Genomic DNA, 18,492 nt, shown 5'->3' with positions numbered 1-18,492 from the left:
GCCTACCTCCCCGCCTTTCCAATTTCAAAGGCAAATTCCGTTTTCAGATAAGCGCGCAGCGATGCAATATCTGCCTTCACAGCTGGAACCGGCCTCGGTTCAGTCGGTTCTTTCAGCCCCGTCGAGCAGCCGATAACCACTATGGGACCATCATTTTCCAAACCACCAATTTTATTGAGCGCCGCAAATGCAGCACTGGAAGAATATTCCTGCCATAGGCCCTGGCGCGCCATTATGCCGTGGGCTGCCAGCGCCGCATCGTCATCCACCAGCATCGGCAAGCCGTTGCTTTCCCGGATGGCAACTACTGAACGATAGCCATTAACTGTCGTCGCTGTACCCGACTGAAACGTTGGCTTCGCCTCGACTGTGATTGCCGGAAACCCGGCTTCGATTGCATGGAAAAGCGGCCCCCTCGCCGCGGGCTCAACGGAAACGAGTTGCGGAATGCGGTCTGTATGGCCCAGGAGCCGCGCCTCGTTAAAACCTTTGTATATACCATAAAGCATCTCGCCATAGCCCGTTGGCACCACAACGGCAGATGGAACCTGACCATTGAGATCGCTGAGGATTTCATAGGCAATCGTTTTATAGCCTTCCGGACCCCAAGGGTGCCCGGTATGCACGGAGGTCAGGTTGCTGACCGGATAAGTGCCCGGTAGGTCCTGGAGCGCGCGCAATGCCGGCCAGCGATCCTCGGCGGGCAAGAATACCGGAAACGCGCCATAGCCGATGATCATATCGCGGAATGCCGGGCTCACTTCCGGCATGGTCAACACGATGCAATTGAGACCGGCGCGGCTGGCCATGGCAGCAGCGGATACGCCGTGGTTACCCGAAGAGGCGACGATAATCGTTGAGGCGCCCTCATAAAGTGCGGCCGAAACTGTGAATGCATTCAGCCGGTCCTTATGGCTCCAAGTCGGGTTGCGGCTCTCATCCTTGACAAACACTCCCCGGTCGCGGACAGCTAAGGGCGCAACCGCGGAAACATTGATCAGCGGCGTGTTGCCCACCGGCATGGTCAATTTCGGGTGAAGCGGCGGCAGGATTTCCTGCCAGTCCTCCCATTTCGCTCCCTTAGAGAAACGGACGCGGGATACGAGCGCATAGTCGTAATCCACTTCCAACGGAAACTGCATGCTGCCATTCGAGGTTTCGGGGCACCCCGAAAGTAGCGCTGGAAGTAGCGGGAAAGCCGGATTTCCCGGGCCAAGCGACCTCTGCCCCTTCGCAAGCGAGGGAGTCTCAATATTCAGATCTGTCATTTTTTGCCTCAAGTTACCTTGACATTCAATGCCAATCGGAGCGCAAGGCTTCGCATGCGCTAGTGAAGTATCTGCTCGAGGAAGTGTCTGGTGCGCGCTTCCTTCGGGTTTTCGAAAAATGTTGATGGCGGGGCTTCTTCAACAATCTTGCCCTGATCCATAAATATGACTCGATCGGCGATCTTTCGCGCAAAACCCATTTCATGCGTTACGCAGATGATGGTGATTCCGTCCTGGGCAAGATCTGCCAGCGTTTCCAGCACTTCCTTCACCATTTCCGGGTCGAGCGCAGAGGTCGGTTCGTCGCATAGAAGCACCGACGGTTTGACGCATAGCGAACGAGCTATGGCCACACGCTGCTGCTGCCCGCCGGAAAGCTGCCCGGGATATTTATCTGCCTGCTCGGGTATTCTCACCCGCTTCAGATAACGGCGGGCAATGTCATCGGCCTCCTGGCGGGGTAGCTTGTGAACCCACCGTAGCGCCAGAGTGCAGTTCTCCAGCACGGTGAGATGTGGAAAGAGGTTGAACTGCTGGAAAACCATGCCGACATTCCTGCGAACCGCATCCAGCACCTTTGATTTCTGCGAAAGCGCGACACCGTTGACGGTGATCTTGCCGCCCTGAAAGGATTCAAGGCCATTGATGCAGCGGATCATCGTGGATTTACCGGAGCCGGAAGGACCGCAAACAACGATCTTTTCACCTTCACGCACGCTGAGATTGATTTCGTCCAGGACCTGAAAATCACCGAACCACTTGCTCATCTGTTCAATTTCAATCGACTTTTCGATATTTATGTCGGGCATGCCCGGCCCCTTTCCTTCAGATCATGGGCAGCGTGATCACAGCACTTCGACGCGTCCCCGCCACGAAACGGAAACGAGCGAAAACAGCATAGAAATAGCGACCCGTGTGATTATTGTGATGCAGAGATAGATAATGCCGGCAATCAGCAGCGGCTCATAGATATCGAGCGTCCGTGAGCGGATTTCATTGGCGAAGCCCATGACATCCATCACCGTGACCGTAAACGCCAGAGCCGTAGACTTGCAGAGCATGATAACTTCGGTCGTATAGGCGGCGAAACCATTGCGCAGCATGGCCGGAAAAATCGCCACCCGGAAGGTCTGGAAGCCTGTCAGCCCCAGCGATCTCGCAGCCTCGACCTGTTCCTTCGGCGTCTGGTAGTAGGAGCCGCGCATGATTTCCGATGTGTAGGCCATTTCTACAATGGCCAGACACAGAACCGCGCACCAGAACGGGCTGGAGAAGATGCTCCACAAAAATGTCTCGCGAATGACCGGCAGAACCGGAAAGCCGTAATAGATGACATAAAGCATCAGCAGCATGGGCACGCCGCGAATACAGAACATCAGGTTCCAGACGATTTTTGATGTCAGTCCGCCGAAACGGATCTGGACAAAGGCCACAAGCGCGGCGAACACAAAGCCGATCAGCAGCGAAATGATGAACAGGCTGAGGGTAGTGGAAAGCCCGTCAAGAATTTCCATTGCGTAAGACATCATATGTTCCATCACATGCCTCCCATGGACTTGCGGGAATGTCTTTCAAGACGGTGAAACAACTTCGCCGAGACGAATGCGAAGATGATGAAAATGACGATAGAAATCCCGTAGAAGGTGAAGGGAGCGCCGGTCGAACGCGCGCCCAGCGAGGCGATGCGCACGATATCAGAAATGCCTATAATGCTCAGAAGTGCCGTTTCCTTCATGCTGATGAGCCAAAGAGAACTCAGATGCGGTATCATTTTTTTGTAGACCTGCGGGAGGATGATCAGTCCCAAAGATCGCAAACCAGAGAAGCCGAGCGCCCGGCCCGCCTCATGCTGCCCGGCAGGAATATCCGCCCAACCGGCCTTGAAAAGCTCAGTTGAATAGGCACCTAACACAATGGATGTTGACATGATGCCTGGCACCAGCGGACTTATTGTGATGTGGGATATGCCTGGAATGACCGAGATAAGACTGTTGATAATCCCATCTGCAGTGTAGAAAATCAGGATCAGCAGCAAAATGTCTGGCAGGCTTCTAAAAATATATGTGTAGAGCCGAACTACGAAAGCTGCGCCCCAAAGCCGTGATCTGGCGACGATTGTAAGCACGATCCCGATAAGCATGCTGAAGGCGAAGCTGAAAATCGCCACAGTCAGGCTGACACCGAAGGCCCTCGCAAATTGCCAGCCCCAGCCGGCTTCCAAATATTCAAGCATGCGGATAACCTGTTTCTATAGGGTACTGGTAACGCGAAAGTTCAGACTGTTTTCACGCCAGACAAGCATTTCCCGAAGCTGCACAGGAAATACCGGAGCAGCCAATGGGTGCGCCTCCTAAAAATATTTGAAGCCGGGTAATGGCTACTTTTTAGGCGCTGGCGGAAATGGAATTTCAGGCTGGCGGCTACCCCTTCGCTTTTCAGTCATCGGGGCAGTCGGTGATGACAATTGCGCTATGAAAGCGGCAAGGCCATAAATTACTTGATGGGCGGACCCCACTTTTTAGCTAGCCTATCCCAGACACCGTTTTCGCGTGTCGTCTTGAGGGCAGCGTTGAATTCATCTCGTAACGCCGTATCGGCCGGGCGGAAAGCCATGCCTATGCCTTCCGAGACTTGGACCGGATCACCGATATTGATCATTTTCGGTGTGTCGTCGGTTTTCCCGACGAAGGGCTCGATGTCGCCGAGAACGATATCAATACGACCGGTCTTCAGATCAGAAACCAGGGCATCCATGGATGGATAACGCCGGACTTCGAGACCGGGATAGGTCTTTTCGACATATGCCGCGTTCGTTGTGCCTTGTTGCACGCCAATCGTCTTGCCCTTCATGGTTTCCGGTGAAATGTCGAATTCCTCGCCTTCGATCACACCGAAATAGGAATAGGTGCGTGCATAGGGCTCGCTGAAGATAACACGCTTTTTTCGCTCCTCGGTAATACCCATGCCGCCGATGACGACATCAAACTTATCGGCAAGCAAGGCGGGAATGATACCGCTCCACTCATTGGTCACGAACCGGCATTTCACCTTCATGATCTCGCACATTGCATTTCCGAGATCGATGTCAAACCCTTGAAGCGTGCCATCCGCTGCTGTCATGTTGAACGGAGGAAAGCCACCTTCATTGGCGATAACGATTTCGCGCCGCTCTTCGGCTTGAACGCCTGACAGCGAACCGGCAACCAGCGCAACAGTCAGCCCGGCAATTGTTAAAGACAATTTCATTGTTGTTCCCCTTGTCTATTTGTAATTACAATTAATCCGCTCATAATCTCGATGTCAACGGCAATGCCAAGTTTTTTTGTAATTACAAATGGCGGATGATTCTGCTGGTGGCGATGCAAATCGCTCGGTGTAGCCTGAGGCGCACCGCGGGCCGGACATATGAGCGCAAGCGATCCGATCAAAACCATAAAGACTTCTTGCATCCAGGGGGCCGTCCACATATGCGATTTCGCCCCTACCCGGAATCGCCCCCGACATGCTCATTCGGTCGGTACCAGAATGATTCAATCATCGCGTCTGAACGATTGATGCCGATAGTAAACAGTTGCATAGTGCAGACGCATTGAATAATCTTTTGCGGCAATACTTTTATTGCTTCATCAAAGAGGATCACATGGCAATTGGCACTGTAAAGTTTTTCAATCACGATAAAGGTTTTGGCTTCATCACGCCAGAAAATAGCGGGACCGATGTTTTTGTGCACGTGTCTGCACTTTTGCAGGCTGGTGGATCACTCCAGGACGGTCAGAAAGTCAGTTACGATATCGGTCAAGATCGCAAGACCGGAAAAACAAAGGCCGAGAACGTACGCCCTCTGTGAGGCTGTCGATGCCCCTCGTGGCAATCTGTGAGCGCTGCTGGCATTTCTGCAGCGCTTATTTTCCCACAGCACCACTTTTGTCGTTGAGCGGAATAATAGCTGTCAACTGACAACATTCCCAAATATGCGTAACTTGTATGTTTCGTCTCCCCGAGCAGTTGAGTAGCAGCAGAAACTGACAGGCGTCAGCATTATCGGTCGCTCCAGCAGGTTGGATCCAGCAGATAGATGCAGATTACAACATCTACCATTCTTTCGATCGACCGTTGTTCCCGAGCTTCGGCATGACATTTTGTTTCAGTGTCCAACTCTGTCCACAGTCTATCCATAGGACAACGAACCACCAGACGCTGGGGCACTTAAAGAATGAACATAAACTCGACAATTGCCGCCAGTACATTCTCCTGAACCAGGGCGATATCGCCACGAATACCCCGACTTAAAGGGCAGAGAACTTTATCCCGTTGCCGGATCGCGCATCAGATTGAGGCTCCACCATAGCCAGCCGAGCGGCAGTCCACATCGTTCATCTCGATCTCGAACCATTGACTTTTCAAAATGGCTGCATTTAAACACCGGTCAAAATCCTGAACTGGATCAGTTCCAGGCGTCCGTGTCCGCAGATAAGCTGCGTTAGGAATCAAGAGTAAATTATGGCAAACGAAGATCTCGAAGCTCGTCATCTGGAGACCCTGGATCGAGACTTGGGCCGCTTCGTCAAGCTGGAAACGGCGGCGAGTTACGTCTCGCGTCCGCTTGTGGCACCAGGAATCGCCCTTGTATTCATCATCCTTGCCGGGCTTGGCGCTGCCATGTTGCTGGGCCAGACCAGTCAGACGCTTATAGTTGTAGCCGCAGCCGTTTTTGGCGCCTATATGGCTTTGAACATTGGTGCTAACGACGTGGCCAACAATATGGGTCCGGCAGTCGGCGCAAACGCGCTGAGCATGGGCGGCGCGATTGCGATTGCCGCGGTGTTCGAAAGTGCTGGCGCGCTCATCGCCGGAGCTGATGTTGTGTCGACGGTCGCAACCGGCATCATCGCGCCAGACACGCTAGCAACACCAATCATGTTCATCTGGGCAATGATGGCAGCGTTGCTCGCCTCGGCACTTTGGGTCAACCTTGCGACATGGATCGGCGCTCCTGTGTCGACCACGCATGCGGTCGTCGGAGGTGTCGTGGGCGCAGGCATCGTCGCTGCTGGCTTCGGAGCAGTGAACTGGTCTCAAATGATGGCTATCGCGGCAAGCTGGGTTATTTCGCCTGTGCTGGGTGCCATCATAGCGGCTGGCTTTCTCTGGTTGATCAAGGCCCGTATTGTCTATCGTGCAGATAAGATTGCCGCTGCTCGCATATGGGTACCGATCCTTGTTGGTCTAATGGCTGGAACCTTTGCAACATATCTGATCATGAAAGGGCTGAAACAATTGGTCGACGTATCGATTGGAACAGCCCTGATCTGTGGATTGGCTGTCGGCGTCGGAAGCTGGCTGATTTTGGTCCCGGTTATTCGCCGCCAGTCACACGGTCTCGAAAATCGCAACAAGTCACTCAAGGTCCTGTTCAGCATTCCCCTGGTTGTTTCAGCGGCATTGCTCAGCTTTGCCCACGGTGCCAACGATGTGGCAAATGCTGTCGGGCCGCTCGCGGCAATTGTCCAGACATCGCAGACCGGCGCGTTAAACGACGGCGTCGTAATCCCGCTCTGGGTCATGCTGATCGGCGCATGTGGCATTTCATTCGGCTTGTGCCTGTTTGGTCCCAAGCTCATTCGAATGGTTGGAAACCAGATCACCAAACTAAACCCGATGCGAGCCTACTGCGTGTCACTTTCCGCTGCGATCACTGTCATTCTGGCAAGCTGGTTGGGACTTCCGGTCAGTTCGACCCATATTGCCATTGGTGCAATCTTTGGCGTCGGGTTCTTTCGGGAATGGGACACTGAGCGTAGATTGAAGAAGGCGCGCCAGGCCCTGCCATTGGAATCTATCCCAGCAGAAGAGCGTCGCCGTCGCAAACTGGTGCGCCGTTCCCACGCATTGACGATTGCTGCTGCCTGGGTAGTAACAGTCCCTGCAGCAGCAATCCTCTCAGCCATTCTGTTTGCATTGTTGAAACAGATCCCTGTTGGACACTCCTGATCCGTTAGCACAGGGTAAATCTGTTAATGCTGAGTTGGTGAGTGCAACTACAGGTGTTGCGCCGTTACGCACCGCCAACGTCAAAGACAATGTCGCTGGACGACAGGTCCGCGAGTGACACATTCTCCACCAGGATTCCGAAATCGTCAGTACCATTGAAGGAAATATAGACACCTTCTTCGACGTCGCGTGATGCTGCAAGAAAGGCGTCAAAATCGTCTATTCCTGTAACTCCTTGAGCGGTTTCGGAAAATTCAATTCTGTCGCCGCTTGCACCATCAAAGTCGAGAATGCGGTCGACGCCTTCGCCAGACGGCGGAATCAGGAACCAGGAGAAGGTATCTGCGCCGGGGCCGCCGGTCAGTTCGTCCGAACCGCCTCCGCCATCGTTCTGGAGCCTGTCGTTGCCCTCGCCGCCGAAGAGGCGATCGTCACCGCTACCTTCCAAAATGCCCTGATCGACAAGCGTGTCGTTTCCGCCCCCACCGTCAAGTACGTCATTGCCAGAGGATGACGAAAAGAATGCCTCGTTTGCATCGGAACCAAGAAGCTGGTTGTTCTGGTCGCCGGACACCTGAGCGGAGATGGCTTCAATATTGAGGAAGGTGAGCCCAGTCGTGGTGGTCCCGCTCGCAGCATCAAAAACGATCGGGTTCTCCGACTTGCCAAAATCGATCGCGAGTACGTCGTAGCCGGCGCCACCATCCACGAAACAGTCTCGGGAGGCATCGATCCAATCGTCCCCGTCGCCGCCGAGGAGAATGTCATAGCCTCCAAAGCTGGCAAGCCGGTCGTTTCCGTCGCCGCCGTCGAGATAATCGTCACCATCGTAACTATAAAGGGTGTCATCTCCATCGCCGCCGAGAAGCATATCATCTCCGACGCCATCGTTCAGCGAATCGCGCCCTGCACCACCATCCAGAAAGTCGTTGCCGGCTCCACCGTCAAGGTAGTCATCACCATCGCCACCCAGGAGTATATCGTCACCACCGCCACCCCATAGGCTATCAGTGCCGGGCCCACCCTGGATCAGGTCATCTCCATCCGTAGCATCCCCGTCAACCATGACATTGGAGACGATAAGGGCGTCGTTGGAGCCAGCTTTGTCAGTAGATATATCCTCGAAAGGTTGTGGGTAGCCGCCGACATTCGCTGGCGCAAGGGTTTCGTGGACGCGCGCAGTTTCGGCAGGTATCGCAAAGCCAGCTTGCAGGACTTCGATCGAACCGTGTTGATTGGACTCATCAATGTCAGGCACAAGCGAGATCCTGTCCATATCGTGGTTAACGTGCGGAGCGGCTTCACGTTCATTTTCTGGAAGTCCAACCATATCGACATCCTCCTGGAACGATAGTATTGATTGCATGACTCATCATGGCATTGCAGTAAAGAGGAACAGATGCCTTCCGTCAACGAAATTGAATTGCGCATACTTTATTTATTTATTTGAATTACTTTTATGTAAGGAGGAGATACTTGAATTTTGCTGGATGTTTCATCGTCTTTCCGAGAGCCTGCCCCATAATGAGGAGGCCATCATCATTGCGTCTTTTCGGTACTACGGCATCCTGGATGATCGACTCACATGATCACAGTCAGATAAGAATTGAAGCGAGCTGGCGGACGTAAGGAAACTATTGCAGCGTTTAACGTATCGGGCCCAGTCGGCCCGACGCTGCGATTTTAACCAGGTTGAAGTACCTTGTGAGAACCGGCCGTTGAGCTGGCGAGAAATGACGTTCCACTCCTGGCTGACGGGCAGGACGTTTTGACCCTCGTTCTGCATCTGCTACAGGCATCGCTTGTCTATGTGGACACCCGTGCGCTTTAGACCCTGCTGGCAGAACCGAAACGGGCGGGCAGGTTGACGCCGGAGGACGTACGCTGCCTCACGCCGCTGATCTGCAATCACGGCAATTCTTATGACCGTTTGGACATCAATCTGATCAGCTACCTTTTCCCGGGCACGCGCTTTGGCATGTTGCTGGACAGCATTATCTGACCGGGGTAATGGCTGGTACTGATTGTGAGGTTGAATGCATAGAATTATCGTTTCTGTTTCAGTGGCAGTTTTGATCATGCTTGGCACTCCCGAGGCTAGTCGGGCACATTCACCTCAATGGTGGTACGTTGCGGAGGAAGCGGATCGAGTTCTGTTTGTCGATACCGGCTCCATTCAACGCGAGGGAGATGAGATTCGCTACAATTCAAGCCTTATCGTGCGCGACCTGGCCGACGATCTGGGCGAGCGGCGCGCTTTTATGCAGGCCGATTGCAATACGCGGAAGATGCAGTGGCCTATGGTCGTGCGTTACGGTCTGGATGGCGAACGGCTTGACGAAACGGTTGCCAGCTATCCGGCAGCGACAGCCGTTGAACCCGGTACCCTTGCTGCAACCGAACTCGATTTTGTCTGCGCTTCCAATCACTCCGACGGGAAAAGTAATGCATTTCCCATAGCCGTGGACATGGCTGTATTTGCCGAAGCCCTTATTGCCAACACGGATACCGGCATACGCCCTTCGGAAATCCATGACCACCTGCGCAGGGGTTCCAAGACGCCGTTGATCCGTTCCACCGCACCACCGCCCGAGACGTTCGGCACCGAACAGCAAGTTGCTGTCGGACGGCCGATCGTGCCGCCTCGAGACTATTCTCGCACTGTGGAAATACCGCCACTGAACGAGTACGATTCCGATGAAGTCGGTCGTATCTATGACATAACATATCAGGGTATCGAGGGTGGCGAACTGGTTTTTGAGATACGCGGCTATGCCAGCGACGATCTTGCACACTCCGGTAGCGGACAGAATTTGCGCTTTCCACATGGAGCGCATGAAGTTCAACTGAGGGGCCTGGTTATTGCCATCATTGAAGCAACGCCGGATAATCTGCGCTATCGCGTTGATCGCCGAATAGACGATGCCGGCAATTGTACACAGGAGTGGAATTCTGATGGTGGATCAAACAATGCATCTGCGTCTATAGACGCCTGCCATTGATACTGGCCGACGCACGTCGATCAACCGAGTAACGGTAGAACTCCTCGAATGCCTTGTTCTTCTAATAACGCATTTCACCTGGTTTACAGGCATAAACAGTAAAGGTGGACGCTTCGAACCAACCTTGCGAGGGTTTCCACGGGAGGGGTTGTTGCCATGTTTTAATCGAGCGGGGGCCGATGATATCAAACAGGGCAATGGGTACGGAGCGCCCCAATTTATGATGAACGCATGCCCCGGTCTCGTCGATCTGAATGTATCGCAGGAATGTTCTGAACCGGGCACTTGATTTTAATCAGAAGGACTTCGGCCAGACGAAGCATAAGTCGCACAGAATGGAACGGCCCTGGGAGTGTTGAGGTCGACCTCAGTAAGCTCAACAAGCGGACGCTTTCGCCGAGAACCTGATTGTCAGATGCAGCGGTTACAAACATGTGTGGTGCCCTATGGAGGCTACACCCGAGATTACGAAAGCGTCCGACTTGAATATGAAGATTAGTGCAGACCGGATCAACAGCATGTGATATTCCCAAACAGAACAACGATTGTTCTGAGGTGGACATTCTTGGGGCGGATGAACCATCAGACAGAAATGACAAGCTCGATTTCGGACCGGTGGAGTGGCCTTGATTTCAAGGCATCTGCTTGCGAGATTATTCGAGAAACAGAGAAATACGTCGGCAACGAATCCGGGCTTGCCCCCGATCCTGTCGACCGGGAACGTCCCGACCAGAACCACGTATTTCCAGATAGTTTCGTGACGGGAGTTTGACCCGTTAACAAGAACCTCCAGCTTGCAAACTCACAAACTCCTACCGCTTTGTTCAGGCTGTGTTTAACCTTCATTACCATCCACGTCCTTGCGTATACGACATTGAACGAAAGATCGTGATGTGAGCGTTCTGGGCAGAACCACTGGTGTCGCGTATTCCGGATCCGGAATGACGGCGCAATTCAGTCCAAAATACCGATTGAACGTTGGTTCCTTTAGAATGGTCCAGGGGCTCCCCTGATCAACAACTGTTCCCTGATGGACAATAACCAGATTCGTAGCATAGCGGGCAGCGAGGCTCAGATCGTGCATGATGGCTATTACAGTCTTGCCCCTGGATACCAGTCCTTGGCAGATATCCAGAATTTCGACCTGATGGGCAAGGTCAAGATATGTCGTGGGTTCGTCCAGCAGCAGGATATCGGGGTCCTGAGCCAGCAGCATGGCCAGAGATACTCTTTGCTTTTGCCCGCCTGAGAGCTGGTTGATCTGCTGCCGTGCAATCGATTCAGTTGCGGTCACCGCCATCGCCTCCTCAACAACTGCCGTATCAGCGGAAGACCATCGGCGAAACCAGCCGTGGTGGGGATGGCGTCCCCGTCGTATCAGTTCCACTGGAAGGGCGCCTTCCGGAAACTGCATCTGTTGCGGCAGGAGCCCTACCCTTTTCGCAAAGGCACTGCGCCTGAACAATCGAATATCGGTACCATCGAGTAATACCTGCCCAGCAGACGTCGGGAGAAGTCCTGCCAGGCATCTCAGCAATGTCGATTTACCAGACGCGTTCGGGCCGATGATTGCTGAAAAGGTCTCGCGCGGAAAATTCACGTTCACGTCACGCAAGACCGGTGTCCCACCAGGTGCGGCAACCAGGCCCCGAACATGAATGGCAGTTGGAGAAGCACTCATGCAGACGCTCCTTTGCCATCGCGCCTGATCCAAAGAAGCGCGACGAAATAAATGCCGCCCAATGCAGCTGTCATTGCGCCAGTTGGTATGATGCGGGGCAGGAAAAACAGTCGCGCGGCAAGATCGCTGCTGAGTAGAAACGCAGCGCCAAACAGTGCAGAGGCAAACAGCGGAATCGATGCCCCCCCGAGTAACCGATGGGCAATTCGTGGGGCAATCAACGCCACGAAACCGACCGGGCCAGCAACAAAGGTGGCTACGGCTGTCAGCGCCAGTCCGATAATGCCAATAACCAACTGTGTTATGGCAACGTTTTCGCCAAGACTGGCTGCCCTGTCGTTGCCGAGCTCCAGTATCCTCAGAGAGCGGGTGCAGGCCAGCGCCGCCGGCAATAGCAGACACAGCGACAGTCCCGCCAAAGAAAGCCTTGTATCATCCGCGCCATTCAGCGAGCCTGCTTTCCAGCTCGCGGCTGACAGTGCCGTATCGAGTTGCGCCGTCATGACGATCCAATCGTTGAGTGCCATGAAAAACGCCCCGACAGCAATGCCGATCAAAACAACGCGCCCCATGCTACCTTGGCCAGGACTGGCCAGGCCGTATACGAGACAACCGGCGAGCATCCCCCCTGCCAGACTTGCGCCAGCGACCGCAATCTGCGAGGCGCCGGCAAGCATGGCCAACAGTGCCCCGCTGAAAGCTCCTGAATCGAACCCTATAATATCGGGGCTTCCAAGCGGATTGCGTAACAATGTCTGAAACAACGCCCCGGCCATGCCCAGTGCCATACCTGCCAGTATCGCGGCGACAACGCGCGGCGCTCGCCAATCCGCCACGACAAGTCTGATGTGCGGATCGCCATTACCAAACAACGCTTTCGCCACCTGATTAAAAGTGACCGGAAATGTTCCTGTTGCCAGAGCAGCAAAAACCAGTCCAGCGCCGGCGGCGATGTAGAGTGCGCTCCATCCTGCCTGGCGCCGAAAAGCGTGTGAGAATTGTCGTTTGTAAAGCCGCCGCATAATCCCTCCTCTACACGCTCAGCGATGGCTTTTGTCTGCGCGCCATGAAAATAAGAAATGGCGCGCCCATCACTGCAACCACCACACTGACGGGTATTTCGTTTGGCGCGACGACAGTACGCGCTACAGTATCTGCCAGAACAACCAGCTCAGCGCCGATAAATGCCGCAACTGTAAGGGTGATGCCTTCACCGAAGTGCACCATTCGCCGCGCAATATGTGGCGCAGCCAGTCCGATAAAGGTGATGGGGCCCGCGATTGCGGTTGCGCCACCCGCTAACAACATCACAGCCAGCAGACCTACGAGCCTCGTCCATTTTACGGACACACCAAGCGAGAGTGCCCGGTCGTCTCCAAGAGCGATCAACCCCGTTCGAGGCGCAAGCCATACGACAAGAAGGGTGCCGGCGGCAAACATCCAGATCGAATTTATGACGTTTTGTGGTGTCGCTGCGGCGAGTGAAGCAGCGCGCCAATTACGGACGAGATCGAAACGTTCCGGGTCGGTCAGCGCGATGGCCTGTGACAGTCCGAAGCAAAAAGCACCGATGGCGATCCCTGCCAGTGTGAGGCGTATCGGACTGGGATAACCGGCCAGCCCCTGTACTGCGAAGGCGGCGAGGCCTGCGCCTATGGCTGCCAGCCAGAAAGGAGACGAGACAATGTCGGTCCCCAGTATACCGGTCCCGATGACAATTGCCAGTCCGGCACCGGCATTGAGGCCAAGCAGTCCGGGGTCCCCAAGAGGATTGCGGGTGATGGATTGTATGATGCCGCCGGACAGTCCCAATGCCGCCCCCACCATCGCCGACAAAGCTACGCGAGGCATTCTTATATTCCACAAGATCAGCAGTGTTTCCTCATCAGCCTGATTGCTCAGCGCATCCAGGATAGTTTCCAGGGAGAGATAGCGAGTACCCGCTGTGAGGCTCAGCAAGGTTGTTACAAACACTATGAGACCTAAGCAAAGGAAAAACACAATCGGACGTATGGGTTTGGCGGACAATGCCGTCATTGTGTATGCTCCAGGGCAAAAAGGTCGCGCCAACCGTCAGCCAGATAGCGCGCGGTATAGAAAGAACCAAAGACGCAGTTTCCCCTGATTATGTGTATGCGGTTGGCACGGACGGCGGGCAACCTTTGCCACAATGGTTCTGATGAAAGTTCACGCGTGGCGCCATTGCCAAAATCGATCAGCAAAATGGCGTCAATGTCACCAAGGACCTCTCCGAAAGACTCTAGGGCAACTTCACCGTACGGTCCGAGCCTGTCGGCTCTGACTTCCTGACCGCCCAGTTCGAAAAGAACCTGCGCCGGCATGACAAGACCATAGCCCGTCCCGTGGCTGCACACTATGGCACGGCGCTTGAGCGGGTCGTAATATAGTGCGGCAAAACGAAGGTTCGCCAGCGCATTTGCATGTGCTCTTCGAATATCCGCGATCTGTTCACCGTGCTCCTTCAGGCGCATGCGAACAAGCGGCAGCTTGCCAAGCCAGTTGCCGAGCTGTTCCAGATTGACCTGCCAGCTGTAGAGGTGCCTGGACGGCAGCACCGGCGCGATTGACGAAAGCCGGTTCAATGGCCACCAATCCGAATTTGGCGCAGTGTCCGGACACAATATGAGGTCCGGTGCCATCATCAGAATCTGTTCGAGGTCCGGTGGCGCCTTCAGCATCGGCACGCCGGCGGGCAAGGGAACCCACGGTCGGACCCGGCTGTGACTGTAACCGACCACAGGGAGATCAAGAGCCAGCGCCGATTCCAGGCTGACGCGCGAATCGATTGCCAGAACGCGCTTCGGGCTTACCGGAATTTCGGCATACCCCAGCGGTGTCTCGACCCTTCGAACCCCGCTTGACCCATTTGGAGCAGTTGCGGACAGGAAAACAGACGCTCCGCCTGAAAGAAATCCACGTCGTGACACACGGGAAGACACGGGCATGACCGATCAGAACTTGAAAGTGGTCGAAAGGGTCAGGGTGCGTGGAGCACTCGAGTAGAGCAGGTTTGTGCCAGGGAAGGTACTCCAGTATGCTTCATTGAACGCGTTTGTAAGGTTCGCCTGGACGACGACCGGCTCGGCATTTTCCCGTTCCCAGGTATAGCGTGCACCGAAGTCAAACGTGTTCCATCCTGCCATTTTCTGTGTGTTGGCAGCATCGACATACGATGAACCGGTCGAGATCATGCGTGCCGATAAAGTCAGGTTCGGGAGAAAGTTCGTATCCCATTCAGCGCCGAACGTCACGGTATAGTCCGGTGCGCCGGTCGCTTTGTTGCCGTCATAAAGACCATTCGCTGTTTTTGTGGCTTCCGTATCGAGGAGAACCAGGCCGCCGAGCACGCGCAGAGATGGTGTGATTTCGCCTGCCACATTGAATTCAATACCGCGATAGACAGTTTCACCATCGGCTGTGAACGTGTTGGTGGCACTGTTGGCGATACCGGAGGCCTGAGTGGTTTGGAACAGACTGAGTGTGGTAAGGATATCGCCCCAGTCTACCTTGACGCCGGCCTCATATTGCTTCGTCACAAAGGGGGACAATGTGTCTCCACCATTCGCATAGGTATCCGGCACCGTCTGGCCCGCGGTAAGTCCCTCAATATAGCTCGCATAAACTGTGGTATTGTCCCACGGTTTTACTGCGATGCCGACGACAGGCGTCAGCGCATTACTTTCGTAAGAACCGGTCAGGGCTCCTGTGGCAACATTGTAATTCTCGACATCGACATATTGTTTGCGCAAGCCCAGAGTCAACTCGAGCCTTTCATCCAATGCGGAAACCGTGTCTGAAATCGCGAAACTGGTGAAAGTTGTTTTGCTCTGCAGTCCCAGGGGATTATCGATAATGGTGGGTACTGGTGAAAAGACCGGATTGTAAATGTTGGAATCTGTTACTGACAAAACCTTTGTGCCGGCGGAACTTCGGTCAGCCCGATAACCGTTCATCGACAGCGTAAATTCATGCGAGAGCGCACCTGTGTCAAAATTGCCGCGCAGGCCAGCCTCCCCCGAACGCCGATCAATCCCGATCAGATAACGGCTGGCAGTGGCGGTGAAGTCGCCGTTGGGCATCAGATTGCGGCCAGCCTCGACGGCCTGGTTCCAGTCCATTTTGCTTAACCCGCCCTTAGCGTAAGCAGTGAGCTGATCGGAAACATCATACTCAATCGAAATCGCACCGTAATTGTCAGTGAAATAGCTGAAATTCCACGGCGATACCCAACTGTGATCGGGCTTTGGCGGACGAGCGAGAGGAACACCGGGCGCGGCAATTACAGTATTGTTCATCCGCTCGGTATCAAGATCCTGATGGCCAATATCCAGGGCGAACCGAAAACGATCGCCTCTGTAATCAAGGGCAAGCGTTCCGTTTGTCAGTTTTTGAGACTGGTCCGAAATCGGCGTGTCGCCATTGCGGTAAAGAATGTTGGCACGCGCACCCCACTCCTTGTTCTCTCCGAACCGCCTCCCGATGTCGAGATGTCCACCAAACTGGCTATCGGTGGCGTAGGTTGTGGTGAGTTGCGTCAAGGGCTCGTCTCCCGCACGTTTGGGCACGAGATTGATTACACCGCCAACACCACTTGGCGAAAGTCCGCCCAGAAATGCACCAGGTCCCTTGATGACCTCGACGCGTTCAATGCCAGCCAGCGTTGTCTGGCTGTTCGGCGCCACCCCAAACAATCCATTATAGGCAAGCGCGCCGTTACCTACTTGAACCCCGCGTATGATGAAATAGTTGCCGTTGCCTACATTGGTGGGTTCGACGTTGCGGATGGCAGGATCGTTCTTGACGACATCGGCGACCGATTGCGCGTTCTGGTGCTCAATCAGTTTCGAGGTGTAGTTTGTGACCGTGAATGGCGTGCTCATCACGTCACGATTACCAAGGACACCGAGTGCCCCGCCCGTTGCAACCTGTCCGCCTGCGTATTCCGGAGGTGTGTCCCAATTGTTGGTGCCGTTACCAACAATGGTAATTCTATCCAACACTGTCGTTCCATCCGGATCGAAACTGCCGTCTGTAGGGGCGCCTGATGTGCTGATAAGCACGGTTGTCGGGTTGGTGAAGTGATAGCTAAGCCCGGTACCGGCAAGCAGACGTCCGATGGCAGATTGCGGCGTCATCGAGCCTGTTACGCCCGACGAAGCCAGCCCTTGCACGACCGCGGCGTCGACGGAAATCTGAACCCCCGCCTGTCGTCCGAAAATCGTCAGGGCATTTTGAAGGGATTGCGGGCGAATGTTAAAGGTCCTGCCCTGCTCGGCAGCCGATTGCGCCACTGCATTCTGCATAATGACAGGAACCACCGTTCCAATTATTGTCAGAGCACTGACAAATCCTCTAATTGCAGTCCCTTTGCGGTGCATTCACCAACCCCTTCATTCTCCGGTCGAGGGGTGGTGCGACAGGTAGCACACCCACTCACCTAAAGAACGAAACGGTGCGCAAGTTTTTCAGAGAAAAATACTCATGTTTTAATTTTTCTTGCGGAACCGGGTTTCAGTAGCTTGAAACAATCGCCATCCAGGGGCTGATCTGGCGCACATTGGCGCCATGCACCTGCACTGCAGCACGAAGCGCATCGACAGGCTTTCTGAGATCGTAAACACCGGTGATCCGTTGCCCGCCGAGTTCATTTTCTGCGAGTATAATCTTTCCGCGATAATGCCGACGGATCTCATCCACAACTTCCGATATCGGCCGGTTCTTCACAACCAGCATGCCAGTGCGCCAACTTGCGACCAACTCGGGCTCGTCGTTTCCGCGCTCGACTTGCCCATTCCGATCGACATGCACCCAGTCCCCTGCTTCGAGAGGGGCATCGAGAACGGGCCGCCTCCTGGACCCAACAACACCGACGCGCCCGCGATTGACGGCTACGGTAACCCCATCCGACATCAAACGCACATCGAAAGCGGTGCCAAGCACGGTTGTTTCAACATTCCTCGCCTCTACCTTGAAGGGACGCATCGGATTTGGCTCGACTTCGAAATATGCCTCGCCAGAAAGTAGCTGGATACGTCGCATTTCCGGCTCAAATGCAATTTCGATGGCACTGTCGGCGCCAAGATGTACAATGCTTCCGTCTTCCAGCCGGATATTCCGAATCTGCGCAGTACTGGTGGTATAGTCCGCGGTAAGCCAGATGTTAAACGATGGCTGCAACACGACTGCCAGACAGATCGCTAACACAGTGGCAGCCGCCCACACGTACTGACGTGGACGTCGATGACGCCGCGGTGCCGCTTCCGACTTCATTTTGTGAATCTGCAAGCCTGTTCCTACCGAAGCAACTTTTGGTGCCGCAGACGCATACTTTGCATCGCCGAGGACATTCCAGACATGCCGAGCCTTTGCCCATGCCTGCCGATTCGTCCGGTCAGAGCCAAGCCAGGCACGAAAACGGGCGCGTACATCCTCATCATCCGGATCTTCCTGAAGCGCAATCAGCCAGCCAAGCGCTTCCCGATCTGCCTTCTCCGATGTCTCGTTCGATGAAATGGGTATGACTCCCGAA

General features: G+C 54.5%; 16 protein-coding genes and 1 pseudogene. 3 read left to right on the top strand and 14 right to left on the bottom strand.

All coding sequences use genetic code 11. From position 1 onward, the window contains the following. Window positions 1-2 precede the first annotated feature (2 nt). The 6 genes from AAE521_RS07350 to AAE521_RS07325 form a co-directional block, all read right to left on the bottom strand. Window positions 3-1,268 carry a threonine synthase gene (locus AAE521_RS07350; protein ID WP_071632342.1) on the bottom strand — a complete coding sequence of 422 codons (1,266 nt, stop codon included), beginning with the start codon at window positions 1,266-1,268 and terminating at the stop codon, window positions 3-5. Window positions 1,269-1,327: 59 nt separating this feature from the next. Next, complete coding sequence (locus AAE521_RS07345) at window positions 1,328-2,077, bottom strand: amino acid ABC transporter ATP-binding protein (RefSeq protein ID WP_342060904.1); 750 nt, start codon at window positions 2,075-2,077, stop codon at window positions 1,328-1,330. A 36-nt stretch (window positions 2,078-2,113) separates the two neighbouring features. Then, window positions 2,114-2,806, bottom strand: a complete 693-nt coding sequence (locus AAE521_RS07340) for an ABC transporter permease subunit (protein WP_342060903.1) — start codon at window positions 2,804-2,806, stop codon at window positions 2,114-2,116. Further along, window positions 2,806-3,501 carry an ABC transporter permease subunit gene (locus tag AAE521_RS07335; protein WP_342060902.1) on the bottom strand — a complete coding sequence of 232 codons (696 nt, stop codon included), beginning with the start codon at window positions 3,499-3,501 and terminating at the stop codon, window positions 2,806-2,808. Before AAE521_RS07335 ends, AAE521_RS07340 begins: the two co-directional genes overlap by 1 nt. 260 nt (window positions 3,502-3,761) lie before the next feature. Continuing rightward, window positions 3,762-4,514, bottom strand: a complete 753-nt coding sequence (locus AAE521_RS07330) for a transporter substrate-binding domain-containing protein (RefSeq protein ID WP_342060901.1) — start codon at window positions 4,512-4,514, stop codon at window positions 3,762-3,764. Then, window positions 4,511-4,717 carry a hypothetical protein gene (locus tag AAE521_RS07325; RefSeq protein ID WP_143132773.1) on the bottom strand — a complete coding sequence of 69 codons (207 nt, stop codon included), beginning with the start codon at window positions 4,715-4,717 and terminating at the stop codon, window positions 4,511-4,513. The genes AAE521_RS07330 and AAE521_RS07325 overlap by 4 nt, the downstream gene beginning before the upstream one ends. Before the next feature lie 191 nt (window positions 4,718-4,908). Here AAE521_RS07325 and AAE521_RS07320 point away from each other — a divergent pair, with 191 nt between their 5' ends. Beyond that, window positions 4,909-5,115, top strand: coding sequence for a cold-shock protein (locus tag AAE521_RS07320; RefSeq protein WP_071632336.1), 207 nt, complete (start codon window positions 4,909-4,911; stop codon window positions 5,113-5,115). Between the two features lie 653 nt (window positions 5,116-5,768). Further along, on the top strand, window positions 5,769-7,259 hold the full coding sequence (locus AAE521_RS07315; protein WP_071632335.1) for an inorganic phosphate transporter: 1,491 nt from the start codon (window positions 5,769-5,771) through the stop codon (window positions 7,257-7,259). Between the two features lie 64 nt (window positions 7,260-7,323). Here the strand turns inward: AAE521_RS07315 and AAE521_RS07310 are convergent, their stop codons facing one another. Then, window positions 7,324-8,589, bottom strand: a complete 1,266-nt coding sequence (locus AAE521_RS07310; RefSeq protein ID WP_342060900.1) for a calcium-binding protein — start codon at window positions 8,587-8,589, stop codon at window positions 7,324-7,326. 706 nt (window positions 8,590-9,295) lie between these two features. On the opposite strand from AAE521_RS07310, the gene AAE521_RS07305 reads away from it, so the two are divergent. Continuing rightward, window positions 9,296-10,261 carry a surface-adhesin E family protein gene (locus AAE521_RS07305; RefSeq protein WP_342060899.1) on the top strand — a complete coding sequence of 322 codons (966 nt, stop codon included), beginning with the start codon at window positions 9,296-9,298 and terminating at the stop codon, window positions 10,259-10,261. A gap of 835 nt (window positions 10,262-11,096) precedes the next feature. Here the strand turns inward: AAE521_RS07305 and AAE521_RS07300 are convergent. From AAE521_RS07300 to AAE521_RS26745, 7 genes and pseudogenes are all read right to left on the bottom strand, one after another. Beyond that, window positions 11,097-11,867, bottom strand: coding sequence for an ABC transporter ATP-binding protein (locus AAE521_RS07300; RefSeq protein ID WP_235817647.1), 771 nt, complete (start codon window positions 11,865-11,867; stop codon window positions 11,097-11,099). A 71-nt stretch (window positions 11,868-11,938) separates the two neighbouring features. Further along, window positions 11,939-12,964, bottom strand: a complete 1,026-nt coding sequence (locus tag AAE521_RS07295; protein ID WP_342060898.1) for a FecCD family ABC transporter permease — start codon at window positions 12,962-12,964, stop codon at window positions 11,939-11,941. A 10-nt stretch (window positions 12,965-12,974) separates the two neighbouring features. Next, window positions 12,975-13,979, bottom strand: a complete 1,005-nt coding sequence (locus AAE521_RS07290; RefSeq protein WP_342060897.1) for a FecCD family ABC transporter permease — start codon at window positions 13,977-13,979, stop codon at window positions 12,975-12,977. After that, complete coding sequence (locus AAE521_RS07285) at window positions 13,976-14,908, bottom strand: ABC transporter substrate-binding protein (RefSeq protein ID WP_342060896.1); 933 nt, start codon at window positions 14,906-14,908, stop codon at window positions 13,976-13,978. Before AAE521_RS07285 ends, AAE521_RS07290 begins: the two co-directional genes overlap by 4 nt. A 6-nt stretch (window positions 14,909-14,914) precedes the next feature. Further along, the gene (locus AAE521_RS07280) at window positions 14,915-17,341 is read right to left on the bottom strand and encodes a TonB-dependent siderophore receptor (protein ID WP_342060895.1); all 2,427 of its coding nucleotides are present in this window, start codon (window positions 17,339-17,341) and stop codon (window positions 14,915-14,917) included. Window positions 17,342-17,474: 133 nt separating this feature from the next. Continuing rightward, the gene (locus tag AAE521_RS07275; protein ID WP_342060894.1) at window positions 17,475-18,248 is read right to left on the bottom strand and encodes a FecR family protein; all 774 of its coding nucleotides are present in this window, start codon (window positions 18,246-18,248) and stop codon (window positions 17,475-17,477) included. Between the two features lie 81 nt (window positions 18,249-18,329). Then, window positions 18,330-18,476: pseudogene (locus tag AAE521_RS26745) on the bottom strand (FecR/PupR family sigma factor regulator); the annotation flags it as partial. Between the last annotated feature and the right edge of the window lie 16 nt (window positions 18,477-18,492).

Source organism: Brucella cytisi (assembly GCF_038433355.1).
Taxonomy (GTDB): domain Bacteria; phylum Pseudomonadota; class Alphaproteobacteria; order Rhizobiales; family Rhizobiaceae; genus Brucella; species Brucella cytisi.
The sequence above is the reverse complement of the archived record's forward strand: the minus strand, read 5'-3'. Positions and strand labels throughout refer to the sequence as shown.

Coding starts and splice junctions, on each gene's coding strand:
- AAE521_RS07350 (WP_071632342.1), bottom strand. CDS start 1,268: ATGACAGATCTGAATATTGAGACTCCCTCGCTTGCGAAGGGGCAGAGG.
- AAE521_RS07345 (WP_342060904.1), bottom strand. CDS start 2,077: ATGCCCGACATAAATATCGAAAAGTCGATTGAAATTGAACAGATGAGC.
- AAE521_RS07340 (WP_342060903.1), bottom strand. CDS start 2,806: ATGGAACATATGATGTCTTACGCAATGGAAATTCTTGACGGGCTTTCC.
- AAE521_RS07335 (WP_342060902.1), bottom strand. CDS start 3,501: ATGCTTGAATATTTGGAAGCCGGCTGGGGCTGGCAATTTGCGAGGGCC.
- AAE521_RS07330 (WP_342060901.1), bottom strand. CDS start 4,514: ATGAAATTGTCTTTAACAATTGCCGGGCTGACTGTTGCGCTGGTTGCC.
- AAE521_RS07325 (WP_143132773.1), bottom strand. CDS start 4,717: ATGCAAGAAGTCTTTATGGTTTTGATCGGATCGCTTGCGCTCATATGT.
- AAE521_RS07320 (WP_071632336.1), top strand. CDS start 4,909: ATGGCAATTGGCACTGTAAAGTTTTTCAATCACGATAAAGGTTTTGGC.
- AAE521_RS07315 (WP_071632335.1), top strand. CDS start 5,769: ATGGCAAACGAAGATCTCGAAGCTCGTCATCTGGAGACCCTGGATCGA.
- AAE521_RS07310 (WP_342060900.1), bottom strand. CDS start 8,589: ATGGTTGGACTTCCAGAAAATGAACGTGAAGCCGCTCCGCACGTTAAC.
- AAE521_RS07305 (WP_342060899.1), top strand. CDS start 9,296: ATGCATAGAATTATCGTTTCTGTTTCAGTGGCAGTTTTGATCATGCTT.
- AAE521_RS07295 (WP_342060898.1), bottom strand. CDS start 12,964: ATGCGGCGGCTTTACAAACGACAATTCTCACACGCTTTTCGGCGCCAG.
- AAE521_RS07290 (WP_342060897.1), bottom strand. CDS start 13,979: ATGACGGCATTGTCCGCCAAACCCATACGTCCGATTGTGTTTTTCCTT.
- AAE521_RS07285 (WP_342060896.1), bottom strand. CDS start 14,908: ATGCCCGTGTCTTCCCGTGTGTCACGACGTGGATTTCTTTCAGGCGGA.
- AAE521_RS07280 (WP_342060895.1), bottom strand. CDS start 17,341: ATGCACCGCAAAGGGACTGCAATTAGAGGATTTGTCAGTGCTCTGACA.